At 70.6% G+C, this 15298-nt stretch carries 10 protein-coding genes and 1 pseudogene; 8 read left to right on the top strand and 3 right to left on the bottom strand.

What is annotated here, in order from left to right:
• Positions 1-76: 76 nt before the first annotated feature.
• From FRANCCI3_RS16735 to FRANCCI3_RS16710, 5 genes are all read left to right on the top strand, one after another.
• A complete protein-coding gene (locus FRANCCI3_RS16735; protein ID WP_049760967.1) occupies positions 77-3328 on the top strand; it encodes a BTAD domain-containing putative transcriptional regulator in 3252 nt (1083 codons plus the stop codon).
• A gap of 1114 nt (positions 3329-4442) precedes the next feature.
• Positions 4443-4835, top strand: a complete 393-nt coding sequence (locus FRANCCI3_RS16730) for a hypothetical protein (protein WP_131728937.1) — start codon at positions 4443-4445, stop codon at positions 4833-4835.
• 124 nt (positions 4836-4959) lie between these two features.
• On the top strand, positions 4960-6495 hold the full coding sequence (locus FRANCCI3_RS26370) for a hypothetical protein (protein ID WP_011437707.1): 1536 nt from the start codon (positions 4960-4962) through the stop codon (positions 6493-6495).
• The gene (locus tag FRANCCI3_RS16715; RefSeq protein ID WP_011437706.1) at positions 6492-8192 is read left to right on the top strand and encodes an SCO6880 family protein; all 1701 of its coding nucleotides are present in this window, start codon (positions 6492-6494) and stop codon (positions 8190-8192) included. The genes FRANCCI3_RS26370 and FRANCCI3_RS16715 overlap by 4 nt, the downstream gene beginning before the upstream one ends.
• Complete coding sequence (locus tag FRANCCI3_RS16710) at positions 8192-9634, top strand: ATP-binding protein (RefSeq protein ID WP_011437705.1); 1443 nt, start codon at positions 8192-8194, stop codon at positions 9632-9634. The genes FRANCCI3_RS16715 and FRANCCI3_RS16710 overlap by 1 nt, the downstream gene beginning before the upstream one ends.
• 237 nt (positions 9635-9871) lie before the next feature.
• Here FRANCCI3_RS16710 and FRANCCI3_RS24845 read toward each other — a convergent pair.
• A pseudogene (locus tag FRANCCI3_RS24845) lies at positions 9872-10027 on the bottom strand (IS5/IS1182 family transposase); the annotation flags it as partial.
• A 245-nt stretch (positions 10028-10272) separates the two neighbouring features.
• Here FRANCCI3_RS24845 and FRANCCI3_RS16700 point away from each other — a divergent pair.
• Positions 10273-11058: an alpha/beta hydrolase family protein gene (locus FRANCCI3_RS16700; protein ID WP_011437703.1), complete on the top strand. Its 786-nt coding sequence runs from the start codon at positions 10273-10275 to the stop codon at positions 11056-11058.
• Positions 11055-11729: a DapH/DapD/GlmU-related protein gene (locus FRANCCI3_RS16695; RefSeq protein WP_011437702.1), complete on the top strand. Its 675-nt coding sequence runs from the start codon at positions 11055-11057 to the stop codon at positions 11727-11729. Before FRANCCI3_RS16700 ends, FRANCCI3_RS16695 begins: the two co-directional genes overlap by 4 nt.
• Positions 11730-11823: 94 nt before the next feature.
• Here the strand turns inward: FRANCCI3_RS16695 and FRANCCI3_RS16690 are convergent, their stop codons facing one another.
• On the bottom strand, positions 11824-12600 hold the full coding sequence (locus tag FRANCCI3_RS16690) for a glycosyltransferase family 25 protein (protein ID WP_011437701.1): 777 nt from the start codon (positions 12598-12600) through the stop codon (positions 11824-11826).
• Positions 12584-13696: a hypothetical protein gene (locus FRANCCI3_RS16685; RefSeq protein ID WP_201783646.1), complete on the bottom strand. Its 1113-nt coding sequence runs from the start codon at positions 13694-13696 to the stop codon at positions 12584-12586. Before FRANCCI3_RS16685 ends, FRANCCI3_RS16690 begins: the two co-directional genes overlap by 17 nt.
• Positions 13697-14000: 304 nt before the next feature.
• Here FRANCCI3_RS16685 and fxlM point away from each other — a divergent pair, with 304 nt between their 5' ends.
• Positions 14001-15296: a methyltransferase, FxLD system gene (fxlM, locus tag FRANCCI3_RS16680; protein ID WP_011437699.1), complete on the top strand. Its 1296-nt coding sequence runs from the start codon at positions 14001-14003 to the stop codon at positions 15294-15296.
• Positions 15297-15298: the final 2 nt, after the last annotated feature.

The raw sequence follows: 15298 nt of genomic DNA, 5'->3' as shown, positions 1-15298 counted from the left end.
TCATCAATGCCGACTCGGCCCCCCACCCGGCCGGACGCCGGCACGCCGACGCTCACGGACGGGGGCGACCGCCGGTGTGGCCCGCCCGTCGGCCGGGCAGGCGCTGCGCGGCCTGGCCGCGCTTCTCGGCCTGCTGGTCTTCCTCACCGCCGTGCCGGTGTTCCTGGCCGCCTGGCGGGGAAACCCGCTGCCCACCACCTGGGAACCCGCCCGGTGGGCGACGCTGGCCACCCGGGGCTACCTCCACCCCGACGTCGTCCCCGACACCCTCGCCGTGCTGGCCTGGCTGACCTGGGCCTACCTCACCCTGTGCATCATCGGGGAAGCCCTCACCCAGACCGCCCGGAGCCGACGCGGTCCACACGGCACGGCCCGCCCCGGCGGCGTGTCCAACGCGCCGACCGTGCCGGAACGCGCCGGATGGCGCCTTCCCGCGCCGAACGTGGTCCGGCGCGCCACGGCGCGATGGGTGGCGCTGGCCTCCCTCGCCGTCAGCCTGCTCTCCTCCCGGGCCGCCCTCGCCGCCACCCCGACCACGACCGGCCCGTCCGGGCACCCGGCGGCCACGGCGAGCGCATCCGCCGACGTCACAACCGTCCTCGGTGGCACCGCCCCCGCCCCGGCTGCAGACGTCCTGGCCGGCCCCGTCCAGGCCAGCCCCGGGCCGGGGCCGATCGGGCATGGGCTACCGGAACCGAGACGGCTCTTCGGGGACATCTACCGCTGCGGCCCCTATGACACCCTGCGATCCGTCGCCGCGCAGTTCCTCGGCAACCTGGACCGGTGGAAGGAGGTCCGCGACGCCAGCGTCGGCCTGCGCCAACCCGACGGCACCACCCTCCCACCCGACTTCGTGGTGATCGGCGACGGAACCCTGCTACGGATCCCCCTCGCCCCCGCACCGACCACAGCATCCGCGACCCCGAACGCCACCACCGGCACAGCGAAACCGGCACGAGGCACCCCACCGACCGAGACGACCCACACGGTTCGTCCCGGCGAGACGCTCTGGGACATCGCCCACAACGCCTACCCCGACGTCCCGAAGCACGACCTTCCGCACCTGGTCGGGCAGATCTTCCACGCCAACCAGGGCGCGACGGATCCCGCCGGACGACGCCTCCACGACCCGAACCTCCTTAACCCCGGCATGATCCTCCGACTACCCGTGCTCGCCGGCAGCAACGGCGCGCCGACGTCCAGTGCCGCGCCGCCCAGCGCCGGATCCGCGGCGCCCCCGGGCGACGGGCCGTCGACGTCGGACCCGAACGCGCCCAGCCCACCGGGGATCGTAAGAGCGACGTCGCTGGCACCCGGCCCCACCCGGCCGTCCCCGAGCGCACCCGCAGCGACCCGGCACGACGACCACACCACCGCGCCGAACCACACCACCGCGCCGAACCTCCTCCCCGTCTGGGTCGGCGCCGCCGGCCTTCTCACCGCGGCCGTCGCGTCCACCGTCACCTCGCGGCGCCGACGGCGCGACCAAAGCCTCGACCGGCGCGGCGCATCGCCCCCGCCCCACCCGCGCACCATCGCCCTGCACACCGCGGTCCTCGCCACCGCCGACCCCGACGGGCTGTCCCGCCTCGACGCCGCCCTCCGCGCACTCGCCGCCCAGCACATCCCCACCGTGCACGGGCCCGCGGGTCCCACCGAAGGTCCCGAACCCCTGGTCGTCCTCGTCCGCCCGGACGGCACCATCGACGTCTACCTCCGCCAGCCCCGTCCCGACCCGCCGGTACCCTGGCACGCGCAGGTCGACGGCCGGATCTGGATCCTGCCTCCCACCGCCCCGCTACCTCCGCTTCCCGACCTCCCGCCGCCCTGCCCGCTTCTCGTCCAACTCGGCACCGAACCCGACGGCGCCGAGCTCTACGCCGACCTGGAAGCCCTCGGGATCCTCACCCTCGACCCGGGCGACACCGGCACCGAAGGCCTCCGCGCGCTGGCCCGCGCCCTGCTCGCCACCCTCGCCCTGTCCCCCCTCGCCGCAACACCCCGCATCGAGGCCGTCGGCTTCGACCCCCTCGGCTTCCTCGACGACGACCGGATCGACATCGCCGACGACCTCCCCACCCTCCTCGACCGGATCATCCCTGACCTGCAGGCCCTCCACGACGAACTCGCCGCCACCGGCCACACCTCCACCTTCGCCGCCCGCGCGGCCGTCCCCGTGGAGAACTGGGAACCGACCGCGGCCCTCGTCGTCCTCCCACACCCCACAGACCACGACCCCCACGCCCACGCCGACCTGATCGACCTCGCCGGCGGCGGCGGCCAGGGACTCGCCGTCGTCACCCACCACCCGGCCAGTCCGGACCCCGACGAGAATGCCGCCACCTGGCGGCTCATCTTCGACGGACCGGCAGAACCCGGCGGGGAACCTCTGTGGCGACTCGACCCCCTCGGCCTACGCGTCCTCCCCGCCCAGATGGCCGCCGACGAACTCCGCGATCTGCTCCTTCTCCTCGACGACGCCGACCAACCACCCCACCCCGTCCCCCTGCCACCCGCCGAACCCGACCCCGCCCCCTACACCGGCCCCGACTGGCAGGTGATGATCGGCCTCCTCGGCCCCCTGGCCGTCGTCGCCCGCGACGGCCGCCGACCCTCACGCGACCTTGCCCGCGAACGCACCCTGGAAGTCCTCGCCTGGCTCGCCACCCACCGCGGCCGCACCCGCACCGACCTGGAAGCCGCCCTCTGGCCCACCGGCGCCCAGACCCGCTCCATCAACAACCAGCTCGGCCGCGCCCGCAGCATCCTCGTCGCCCTCGTCGGCGAACAGGCCCGGCAATGGCTCCCGACCCGCCGCACCACCATCACCCTCCACCCCGCCGTCGTCACCGACCTCGACCTGCTCCACGCCCACATCCGCCACGCCGAAGCCCATCGTCGCCATCCCGAGGTCGCCATCGCCGCCCTCACCGAGGGACTCGACCTTGTCCGCGGCACCCCCGCCCGCCACCCGTGGATCGACGCCGAACTCGGCTCCCAGCTCACCACCACCGTTGTCCGCGCCGCCCTCCTCCTCGCCGACCTGCACCTCACCCACGGCGATACCGCCGCCGTCCTCGACGCCACCCGCCGCGGCCTCGCCGTCCTGCCCGCCCACCCCGGCCTGTTCGCCCAGCGCATGCGCGCCTACGCCCACGCCGGCGACCGCAGCGCCGTCCGCGCCGAATACCACTCCTACCTGCGCGCCGAACAAGCCGACCCCCTCTGGGACGGCGCCACCGACCCCGACCTCGAAACCCTCTACCGCACCCTCACCCACAGCACCCACCGCCGGCCACCGGTCGATCTCCGAATCCGAAGATCTTGATCGTGTGGGGCTGTAGGCGCCGATCATCAGGACATACGCTCGGTGGCATGAGAGGCCGTTTCTGCTGGCCGCCGGAAAAGGCCCACCGTGACGGTTCATGGTGAGCGATGGTGAGACGACGGACGACCCGACACGGGAAACGATCGTTAACGGGTGAGAACCGTACGGCCAGTTCGTGATCAATCCCCCGGCGTACCTTGGAAATCGCAGCAGGTGCAGTGGGGTGGAGGGGGCCGACCGTGACACCGAAAACGGTTGACGGTAGGTATGCGTCACCGACGGGTGGGGCCGGCGGGTTGACGATCCGGGAATTGGCGCGACGGTACGGGGTCGCCGTCAGCACGGTCGGCACGGCGATGACCCGCGGTGCTCGAGATGGCCACCCGGCGCCGAATCCCCTGGACGCCGCCGGCCGGGCCAGCGGTGCCCGTCACTTTCATCCCGAGGCCTTCGACCGCTGGTGGAGCAGCCGACCACACACCCACCGGCCGCGCCGGCGGCGTTCTTCCGACCGCCCGCCCCGTCGCGTCGTCGATGTCCTGCCCGACCTGAGTGCATGGCAACCGGCAGACCCGGATCATGCCTGCCAGTCACACCCCCGCTGACCCGCCAACGCCCCGCGCCGCGGACCCGATCGGATGCGCGACCCGCGGTAATAGCGGATGCTTCACGAAGTGACCACCGAATTGACGGTGGTCACGATCTGTCCTCGTTGACAGGCGATGCTATCGCTTTCTCCTCCGCTCAGTCCGGCTCTTACTCATAGCAAAGGTGCCGTCCGTGTGGAGCATCGGCCACGCCTCATTCATCCTTTTGCCGTAGGTCTCTGCGTGCTTGACAAGAATCCCGGCGGGGTCAAATGGTCGTAGCGACGCCAGCGTGGAGTCAGCAGGGGGTTGGACGGTGGAGATCCGACCGATTGCCCGTGGCGGCTTCCGGTTCGGGGGTGGCGGTTCACACAGCTGGGATGTGAGGGGTTCGAGCGCTCCCGGAGGTGTCGATGATCATTCGGCGTGGTTCGTCGCGTCGTCCCCGGCGGGGACGGCGTTGTCGACGACGGTGGTCGTGTGGCTGGCGGTGGTGGGTGGTGGTGCTGTGCGGTCTCGGTACGCTCTTGGGCGCCAGTGCGGCTCCGGCGTCGGCGGCGGTCGGGCCGGTTCGGTCGGCCGGGCCGGTACTCGCGCTGGGCACCCGCTCACCCTCGCCGTCGGGTGGGGTGCCGTCGCCGTCGGGCACTCGGCGGATGCCGGATCCGATCGAGGTGACGCCGGACTGGCATGACCTGCCGGGCCGGGATCGGATCATGGATCTTCTTGATACGGCGTCGCAGGTCGCGTTGGCGTGCTGCATCGCCGTGGCGATCATCGGGGGAGCGGCGCTCGGGATCGGGCGGGTGTCCGGGTCCGGGCCGGGCGGGGTCCGGGGGATGGGGATGCTGCTCGGTGGGGGTGGCGGCGCGATCGTCATCGTGTACGCCCCGGATCTGATTTCCTGGCTGGCCCAGTGAGTCGCCCCTCTCCCTGCCCCGCCAGCCGGGTTCCCCGGTCTGCGCCGCGGCCAGGGCCACCGGTGGTCCCAGGTGTCTCGGGTGTCGCAGGTGTCTCGGCGGGGGTCTGCGCGGGGACAACAAGATGATCGTTCTGGATTATCTGCGTGAGGGTTCCACCGCGGTGGTGGAGAAGGCCGCCAAGGTGATGATCGGCTGGTTCGTCGATTCTCTGGGGGAGCAGACCCGGGCGTTGCTCGGTGATTTTGTCTCGACGTCGACGCGGCCGGAGGTGACCGCGGCGTTCTTCGTGGGCAAGGGCGGGGCGTATCAGACGGTGGCGTCGGTCTCCTGTCTGCTGCTGGTCGGGTCGACTGTGCTGGGGGTGGCGGCGGCCGTGGTGTCGGGGGAGCCGGGGCGGGCGTTCGCGCGGCTGGCGCGGGATATTCCGCTGGCGGTGCTCGCGATCCTGGGGTTTCCCTGGCTCGTTGATCGGCTGCTGTCCCTGACCGATGTCATCGCCGTCGCGGTGCTTTCCGGTAACGGGGGCCAGCAGGAGCTGCTGACGATCGTGTCGTTGCCGCCGTCGCGGGACATTCCCGGACTGCTGGTCTCCGTGATGGTGTTCCTGGCGACGGTGATGGTCTTTCTGGAACTCGTGGTCCGTAACGCGCTGGCGATGATCGTCGCCGTGTTGGCGCCGTTGTCGTTCGCGGGGATGACGATGCCGTCGGCGCGGCAGGCGGCGGGCCAGCTGGTGAAGATAACGGTGGCGGTCGCGTTCGCGAAACCGGCGGTTTTCATCGCGTTGCGGGTCGGCGCGGATCTGATCGCCGCGGACGGGGACCGGGCCACACCGGGTGGGTGGGGCCGCTATCTGACGGGCATGGCGGTGATCGGGATCGCCGCGTTCATGCCGTTCCTGGTGTGGCGGCTGATTCCGGTCGCCGAGGCGTATGTGCTCGCGCAGGGGGTGTCCCGGGCGCCGTTCCGGGCCGCGTTGCAGGCGGTGCAGACCGCCTACTGGGCGCAGGCGCTCCGCGGCGGCCGCGGTGGTGGCCCCGGTGGTGGTGGCCGCCGTGGTGGGCCGGGTGGTGGTGGGCGGCCGTCGGGGGATGGTTCCGGTGGATCCGGATCGGGGGAGCCGGGTGGGCTCGGGGAACCACGGAGCCTGCCCGATCCGGGGCGTCGCCGGCGGGGACAGTCCCAGCCTGGGCCGCACCGGCAGCCCCGATCGCAGCCGCGACCCCGACCGGCCGGGGACACCTCTGTAGGCGGGGAGGGTGACCCCGGGGGCCGGGAACCGGTCGGCGACCGGCGTGGCGGGCCCGGTACCGCTGCGTCTGGTGGGCGGCCGGGGCAGGTCAGCCTGCGGCGACGCCCGTCGAGTGCCTCGCCCGGCGGGAGCGTGGAACGGGAACGCAGACCCGGACCCCCGGGTCCGTCAGGACCTCCAGGCCCGTCGGGTCCTCCAGGACCCGCGGGATCGTCAGGGTCTACGGGGCCGACCGGCCTGGGGGGACCCGGAGGCCCGCCGCCTACCCCTCCGGCTGGCGGTGGCGGGTCTTTCCGGCCGGGACCGGCAGGGGCACCGCCGGGCTGGCGGCGTCGACCCCGCACCGGTTCCTCCGCCCGTCCGGGTGGGGCCGCGACCCCACCCGAGGACCGGCCCGGATCATGAGCGGACCGGTCTACCATCTCGCCCCGCGCCGAGCCGGGACCGCGCTGTTCGGCGCCAGCGTCCCGCAGGTCATCCTGATTGGCCTCGGTGTCGGCGGGCTCGCGGCGGGCCCGAGGCTGCTCGGCGGCGGTTCCGGCACGACGGCCGGGGTTGGTGTGGCGGTGGCCTGCCTGCTGTTCGCGTTCGTCCGGGTCGGCGGGGAACCCCTGGTCCATCTCCTGCCGGTCGTCGCCGGCTACCTGCTGCACACCCGCCTGCTGCACACCCGCCTGCTGCACACCCGCCTGCTGCACACCCGCCTGCTGCACACCCGCCTCCTGCACACCTGCGGCGGATGCCGGCCGTGCGCCGTCCCCTCCTCCGCTCGGCCGACGGGCATCGGGGCGGGGGCGGCCGGGTGGGGATCCGCCGGCCGCCGGTCCGAACGGGTGGATCTTCCCGCGGTGCCGCGGTCGGTCGAGGTGGTAGCGGCGGCGACCGGTTGCCGGGTACCAACCGCAGACGGGCAACCGGCCGGTCTGGTTCGTGACCGGCGCACCGGGACGATCACCGTGGTCCTCGACGTGCGCGGTGGCCCGTTCGGACTGCTCGACGGCGCCGGGAAGGACCGCCAGACCGCCGGATGGGCCCGGGTGCTGACCCAGTTCGCCCGGGAAACCCCGGTGGCCCGGCTCGGCTGGACGGTCCGCTCCGGACCGGCGACCGCCCTGGACCTCCCCGTCGAACCCCGCCGCCAGCCGGAATCCGCGGCGGCGGCCCGGTCGCGGCAGCCGGCGCGCCCGCCGGCGGGGGAGCTGCTGGCCTACCGGCGGCTCCTCGCCGAGGCACAGCCCGCCCTGATCCGCCACGACCTGCGGCTATGGCTGACCGTCCGCCCGACACGCGGAGGCCGCCACGCCGACGGCCGGGCCACCGCGCTGGCCGCCGCCGAAACCCTGGCCGACCGATGCGCCAGCGCCGGCCTGCACGTCCGCGGCCTGCTGTCCACCGCCGAGCTCACCAAGACCGTGCTCGACCACGCCGACCCGCCGCCTCCCGAAGCCTCGAAGGCCCTCGAAGCCCCCAGTCGTGCGGCGGAGCCGGACAGCGCATCGACTCCGGGCCTGGCGGCCCGCGCCCATCTCCCGGGAGCCGGCACACCGCGACCGCCGCAGCGCCTCCAGCCGGACAGCCTCACGCTGCGGGCGTGGTGGGACGCGGCCCGGATCGGCGACAGCTGGCACCGGGTGTTCTGGATCGCAGGCTGGCCCACCGGCGGACTGCGCCCGGGCTGGCTCGACCCCCTGCTCCATGACGTTCCCTGTGTCCGCACCCTCGCGCTCACAATGACCCCGGTGCCGTGGCGGGTCTCCCGCCGGCGCATCAACAGCGACACCGTCTCCGTCGACACCGCCGTCCACCTCCGCGACCGGCATGCCTTCCGCGTCCCCGTCCACCTCACCCAGGCCCACGACGACATCGACCGCCGCGACGCCGAACTCACCGCCGGCTACCCCGAATACGCCTACCTCGGCCTCCTCGACGTCACCGCCCCCAGCCGGCACGACCTCGACGACGCGTCCGCCGCGATCGTCGACCTGGCCGCCCGCTGCGGCATCGTCGACCTGCGCCCCCTGCACGGCCGGCATCACACCGCCTGGGCCGCCACCCTCCCCCTCGGCCTCGCACCCCGGCCGACCGTCACCGGAGCACCCTGATGCCCAACCCTCTCACCCGGAACGGCCGAGAACACGAACGCCGACACGAACGCGGACCCGGGCGAGAACGCGGATGGGGCCGGTGGGGGCCGAAAGGCGCCCGGCTCGCCCTGCCGTGGAACGTCGCTACCACCGCACACCTGTGCGTGGTGACCCCCTGGTCGATCGAAGCCGGCCTCGGGGATCACGGCGTGTTCCTCGGCGCCAACCGGCTCGCCGGCGGCGCCTTCCACTTCGACATCATCGACGCCTACCAGACCGGCCTCATCCAGGGACCGAACATGGTTGTCTCCGGCGCCGGCGCCTACGGCAAATCCGCGATCATCAAATCGTACGTGCACCGCGCCGCCGCGCTCGCCGCCCTGCACGGCCGGCCCCGCTTCACCGCCGTCATCGACCCCAAAGGCGAATGGACCCCCCTCGGCGACCGCCTCGGATACGCCACCCTGCGCCTCCGCCCCGGCGGCCACCTGCGCGTCAACCCCCTCGACATCGGCACCGGCCCCGGCGTCGGCACCGGCACCGGCGCCGTCTCCGCCCGGACGGGCCTCGACGACCAGGTGGCCCGCCGCGCCGCGGTGCTCACGGCACTGCTCGCCGTCGCCCTCGGCCAAGCCGAACTCCCGGTCAGCCAGCAGCGGCTGCTCACCGCCGTCGCCCGCCACCTGGCCACCCACCAGACCACCCCGACCCTGGTCGACGTCCGCCGGCTACTCGCCCACCCCGACCACACCCTCGCCGCCGACCTCGACACCACCCCCACCGAACTCCTTGACCGCCGCCGCCCCCTCCTCGACGCTTGCGCCACCATCCTCGAACAGGACCTGCGCGGCATCTGCGACGGCCCCACCACCCCCGGCCTCTGGGATCATGCCCCCGGCCTGATCCTCGACCTGTCCGCGCTGCTCACCCACCGCCGCGCGCTGCGCCTCGTCCTCACCGCCGCCGCCGGCTGGCTGCAGACCGTCATGTACGGACAGACCCACCAGCACAAGATCACCATTCTGGATGAGGCGTGGATCGCCCTCGACGACCTCGCCATCGTCAAGTTCCTCCAGGACCAGTGGCGACTCGGACGCCAATGGGGCGCCGCGAACATCCTCATCACCCACGCCCTCGCCGACCTGCACTCCCAGGTCGACACCGGCAGCGCCACCGCCCGCATCGCCGAAGGACTCCTCAACACCACCTCCGTCCGCGTCTTCCTCCACCAGAACCCCGAACAGGTCGGCCATCTGCTCACCGACATGGGGCTGACTACCACCGAAGCCACCCTGCTCGGCGACCTCCCACCCCTCACCGCTCTCTGGCACGTCGGCACCCACACCGCCCTCGTCGACCACCTCCTCACCACCGACGAATGGACCCTCGCCGACACCAACACCGCCATGCACACAGGCGCCCTTGACCCGAACCGCTTGGCGGAACGGCGCGACCGATAGAAGGGCTGCTGTCAGCCGATACCACAGACCCGCGTTCGCTCATGCCGACGAGCGGGACAGTCCCCTGAGCGGGCGGCGTATTGATCTAGGTCAAGGTGGGACGCGCCTCCGTCTCCATTCCGATGATCCCCACGCGCGGGAAGGCTCTGCCCACGAGGCTTCCGAGCCGTCGCAACGGCTGGCCTGTCAGGCGGCCTGACTATTGTGTTCCGCACACGTGGTTGCTTCCCTAGGCGAAGCGGTCAGCATGTACACCACCGCGGTGAACACCGCCCGGTCCTCGACCGGGGCGGTCCCACCGCCCTGCGGGCGTGTCTCGAACCGGGGTAGCAGCGGTTCGACCAGCTTCCACAGATCGTCCGGGACCAGCCGCGGAGCAAGGCTGCTCCCCATCACATCCATGATCAGACATGTACCCGGAGCGGCCACGTGAGACACACTCTAATCCGCCGGCAGCGGCGCGTCGCCGAAGATCGTGCGCTGCTCCCACCTGCTAGCGCAGGCCGGCTGGGTGGGCGCCCGCCAACGGCAGACATCGAAAGGTGGAACGTCGGGCGCGACGGTGCGGTCATCCTGGTCGTAGGAGGAGCGCTGGCTCGGTTGCCGGTGGCCGGAAATATGACAGGGAGCAGCGGAAGATGCAGCGGGTGGAGCTGACGTCGATCGATGGAGTACGGCTGGAGGGCGCGGTGCATGCAGCCGTCGGAGGACAGCACCGGGGGGTGGTCATCCAGCTACATGGAATCAACGCAAACATGACCGAGGGCGGCATGTTCGTCCGACTCGCTGATCGACTTGCACACGCCGGCTTTCATGTTTTGCGGTTCTCCTTCCGCGGCCACGGGGGAAGCGGAGGGACCCAGCGTGGCGTGACGATCGCCGGCGAGCTGCTCGACCTCCAGGCCGCGGTCGAGTACGCGGAGGAGCAGTTGCCAGGTCGCCTGTCGATCGTGGCGTCGAGCTTCGGAGCGGTATCGGCCTCGCTCTCGCTGCCCTGGTTGGCCGACCGCCTGAACAGGCTCGTCCTGTGGAATCCGGTACTCGACCTCCGGCGGACATTCCTGACACCGGAACTGCCGTGGGGACGAGAGAACTTCGGCCCCGATCAGCAGAAGCTGCTGTCAGGTCAGGGGTTCCTGGTGCTCGACGGGGAGTTCGAGGTCGGCCGGGTGCTGTTCGACGAGTTTGATCACTATCGGCCGCTGGACTCCCTGATGGCGACCGCTGCACCGGCGCTCGTGGTACACGGCGATCGGGACACCGCGGTCTCGTACGAGATCGCGTGGCAGGCAGCCTGCGCCAGACCCCACACCGAGTTTCACACCGTCGAAGGTTCGGATCACGGCTTCGACACCCGAGAACGAGAGGACGAGGCAGTCGCAGTCACAGTGAGGTGGCTCGTTGGCGACAAGGGCCGAGCATGAACATCGCCTCTCTGTATGCACCGGTGCACATTGAGGAGAGCACCGTGGTGGGCGAGCACTGCGTTTTCGGCTACCCGAAAGAGGCGCGCCTGCGGGCCCAGCAGAAGGGGTCCGGCTCGACCTCGTCCGGGGAACCGGTGGTGGTGGGGGCGCACTGCGTGATCGGTAATCAGGTCGTGGTCCACGAAGGGGTCTGGATCGGCGCGAACTGCGTCATCGAGGACCGCGTGCGGATCGGCTACAACTGCGTGGTCGGCGAACGAACCCGTGTCGCCTATGGAGCGTATGTGTGTGATCGTGTCGCGATCGGCGTGGACGCCTGCGTGGCGGGATTCGTCTGTGACGGCACGACCATCGGCGATCGCTCCACAATGATGGGCGATCTCGTGCACGAGTACGCCCGTCCCCACGAAGGCTGGTGGGAGGTCGACGAGGAGCCTCCGATGATCGAAGCTGACTCCGTGGTCGGCTACGGCGCGAGGGTGGTGGGCGGCGTCCGTATCGGCCCACGCAGCTACGTTGCCGCGGGCGCCGTGGTAACCCGGGACGTTGCACCGGATCATGTGGTTACGGGCATCAACGTCCACGTTCCGGCCGAGCGGTGGCGAGGACGCCGGCTGCAAGGCTTGATCCGCCACTGGCAGGCTCTGGCGAAGACAGACAGGCTGTGACGTAGGTCATCTCAGGCGAAGGGGGCGAGGCGGAGCGACCCTTGTCCTCTGCTGCCCACGGTCGGCCGGATGTGGCCGCTGGGCGACCGCCCCGCTAACGGCGAGGGTTCGCCGCCCCCTGTTCTGGCTGCCGGTCTCTGGGCTCGACGAAAGCCGAACGTTCGGTGTCGCTTCCGGCCTCATCCTTGGGGCGCTGGGAGACCAGTGGTGGTTCGAACGCGAGGGCGGTCAGCCGTCGGCGGAACCGGGCGCGTAGATCAGGGCGCGGATGGTCGATGTAGAGCGCGGGCAGGAACTCGTCGACCGGCACGACGGCCTCTTCGATGTGGGCGGCAAGCACCAGGCCGAGACCGGGCCTGGTGAGCAGGTAGCCGAAGGTGCAGTGGCTGTAACCAGGCGAGACGAATCCATCCAGGACCGGCTGGTCGTGGTCGGGTTCGAGGGGGAAGCGGCCGAGGTAGAGCAGGTCGAAGGGGCCGTGGCGGGTCAACTGGTGCAGGCCGGCGAGGAGCTGGTCGAGGAAGGCGTCCGGGATGACGAGGTCGTCTTCGAGGAAGACGATGAATGGTTCGTCACCGGTTTGAGCGGCATGGCGCCAGCAGGCCAGGTGCGCCAGTGTGCAGCCGATCTCGCCGTACTTCAGGGGTCTGGCCCACCAGGGATTGTCGGACTCGATCTGCCAGGGAAAGAGGGTGTAGCCGGCAGCGTCGAGCTGGCTTCGGGTGAGGTTCAGGCCGTCGAAGAGGCCGCGCCAGTCCGAGGTGAACGTCGCCTTGAGCTCCGGCGGAAGCACGTGCGTCATCCGTGCCCGCCGGTCAGGTCGCCGAAGCAGGTTGATCACATAGGTACGAAGATCAGCAGGAGTGATCAATGTGGTGGACCTCCGTTCCGGACTGATCTTGAAGGTAGCGGTCGGAGTTGTCGACGTGCACGGCGAAGGGTTCGTTGTTGCTGCGGGCGAGCAGGAGCAGCGGAGGGACCCGGGTCAGGTCGGCTACATCGGTGAGGCCGCCGATCCGCCGGGCTTCGGTGACCAGGACGAAGTCTGCGTCGTTGACATGCTCGGTGATGTAGCGGGAACTGCGTGCACCGCGCTCGGCCTCCAGTAGGCAACGGGCGGCACCGAGTACCCCGAGGGTGAGGCAGCCTCCGAGCAGGAAGACGGTGGTGCCCTGGGCGAGCGTGAGCCGGGTGAAGACGGCGAGATCTTCCAGCAGTTCGTTGCGCTCGGTCCAGCGTGGACCGAGAACCAGCCCGTTCATGCCGGGTACCACCAGGGGATCGTCCGCGCCCAGCGGATGGGGCTCGAAGAAGAACGGCAGCCGCGGGAGAAACTCGCGGTACTTGGCGTTCCACGGCGGTCCGCCGACGACCACGAGGACATCGGCCTGGGTGTCGAAGTACTCCGAGGGGGCGAAGTCTCGAATCGTCACGGTCGGGGCTAACCGGGCGAATCGGGTCCGCAGGTAGATCAACGTGTCAAGATCCGCGAACTTCGCATAACGGAGGTAGTTACGGTCGGCTGGCGAGGCGTACTCTGGGCGCTCATCCTCGGGGATCTCCGAGCAGACGATATCGATGCGTGCCCCGTGGGAGAGTCGCCAGAACGCTCTCAGGTCCTCGCCCCAGGGCTCGCCGTGATCGACCGGCGACCGATCCTGTTCAGGGGACGAGATCGTTGCCGGGCTTCTGACCGTCGACGTGACGGTCGATGGCCCGTTCGTCAACAGCATGTAGGCGAGGGTGTCCAGCGCTCGGTCGGCGCGGCGACGAACGGTCTTCGCCGCGCACCTCTGCTGGCGCGCGAGCGACTCTTGTCGCTCGGTGAGCGTTGGGTACCGATGCTCGGCGCTCAGGTTGAAGTCGACCTCGACGCACAGGCGCTCGTCGTCGGCCAGCCCCTCGACGGCTTGCCGGAACGCGGTCACGAGCAGCGTGACCTCCTGCGCCGATGCAGGCTCGCTCACCCTGCCGTCTGCCAGGCGGGCCCGGAGCAGCTCAGGCAGCACGGTAGGAAGCGCGGTGGGGCGAGCCAGGCCATGTCCTTGGCGGAGGCGCTTCAGACTCTCTTTAACCTCATCGACGGACAGTGAAGGGATGACCACCACAGCGTCCAGGATATGTCCAGATAGTCGGTCGATGACCATCGACACGGGTAGCTGCTGGCCTGGTCGATCGTGATCGTGGCCGGCATTCTTAACCGGACGAGCCAACGAGCCGCTGACGGCCATACGGCTCGCCACCGCACCCGCCGACGACAAGGAAGATCGTGTGACCGACGTGTCTTCACCCGTAGAGCCGAACAGCGACGTCTCCGGCCTCGATCGCGCAGCGCAGCTGCGCAGGAAGATGGTTGACGATCTTCTTGCCGAGGGCACGATCACCTCGCGGCCGGTCGAGGCCGCGATGCGCAAGGTCCGTCGGGAAGCCTTCGCACCGGGGGTGGAGCTGGAGGAGGCTTACCAGCTTTACAACGGAGTAGTTACGAAGCGCGACGACGCTGGAAGTTCTGTGAGCTCGGTTTCCGCTCCGCAGGTCCAGGCGTACATGCTGGAGCAGGCTGCGATCACCCCCGGCATGAGGATCTTGGAGATCGGCTCTGGGGGGTACAACGCTGCCTTGATCGCCGAGCTCGTCGGTCCGGCAGGTCAGGTCACCACGGTCGACATCGACAAGGACGTCATCGACCGGGCGCGCCATCTTCTCGCGCAGGTCGGCTACCCTCAGGTGAACGTTGTGCTCGCCGACGCCGAGTTCGGTGTGCCTGAGCACGCCCCTTATGACCGTATTTTGGTCACGGTCGGTGCGTGGGACGTTCCGCCGGCTTGGGTGGCTCAGCTGGCCGAGGGCGGTCGTCTGGCGGTGCCGTTGCAGCTGCGGGGCCTGTCGCGTGTGATCACCTTCGAGCGAGCCAACGAGTACTTGCTCAGTCGGGCGTCCCGGTTGTTCGGCTTCGTGCCTATCCAGGGCGCCGGAGCGCACCAGACCACGTTGCTGGTCCTACGCGAGGGTGAGATCACCTTGCGCTTCGAGGAGGGGCCCCCGACCGATCCGGGCCTGCTGGAAGGCGTATTCGACGCGCCGCGGGTGGAGGTCTGGAGCGGGGTCACGATCGGCCGTTTCGAACCGTGGGCCGGTACGCAGATGTGGCTCGCCACCGTGCTGCCGGGCTTCTGTCGCGTTGTGCTGGACAGAAAGCTGGACACGGGTCTGCTCTCCCCACCGGGCAGTCACTCCGCCGCGGTGGCCGTCGTCGACGACGACACCCTCGCCTATGTCACGACGCGCGGTGCGGCGGACTCGGTGGACGTCGAGTTAGGTGTGCATGCCTTCGGTCCGGGCGCGTCCGAGCTGGCCGAACAGGTCGCCGAGCAGCTCCAGGTCTGGGGGCGGGAACACCGCCACAGCTCGCCACAGTTCCGCGTTGACCCCGCAGGCACCGCCGATGACCAGCTGCCGGCTGGCCGCGTCATCGACAAGAAGCACAGCCGGATCACGATCTCCTGGCCGGGAGCGGCGAGCGTCGCGGCCGGCCGGGGCGCAGCATCCCGCCGAGCAGGAGGATGATC

Source organism: Frankia casuarinae, assembly GCF_000013345.1.
Classification (GTDB): domain Bacteria; phylum Actinomycetota; class Actinomycetes; order Frankiales; family Frankiaceae; genus Frankia; species Frankia casuarinae.
This window is presented reverse-complemented; position numbering and strand designations above follow the sequence as displayed.

Bases quoted from the DNA above. Each gene is read 5' to 3' on its own strand.
- FRANCCI3_RS16695 (WP_011437702.1), top strand. From the start codon at position 11,055: ATGAACATCGCCTCTCTGTATGCACCGGTGCACATTGAGGAGAGCACC.
- FRANCCI3_RS16715 (WP_011437706.1), top strand. From the start codon at position 6,492: ATGAGCGGACCGGTCTACCATCTCGCCCCGCGCCGAGCCGGGACCGCG.
- FRANCCI3_RS16710 (WP_011437705.1), top strand. From the start codon at position 8,192: ATGCCCAACCCTCTCACCCGGAACGGCCGAGAACACGAACGCCGACAC.
- FRANCCI3_RS16700 (WP_011437703.1), top strand. From the start codon at position 10,273: ATGCAGCGGGTGGAGCTGACGTCGATCGATGGAGTACGGCTGGAGGGC.
- FRANCCI3_RS26370 (WP_011437707.1), top strand. From the start codon at position 4,960: ATGATCGTTCTGGATTATCTGCGTGAGGGTTCCACCGCGGTGGTGGAG.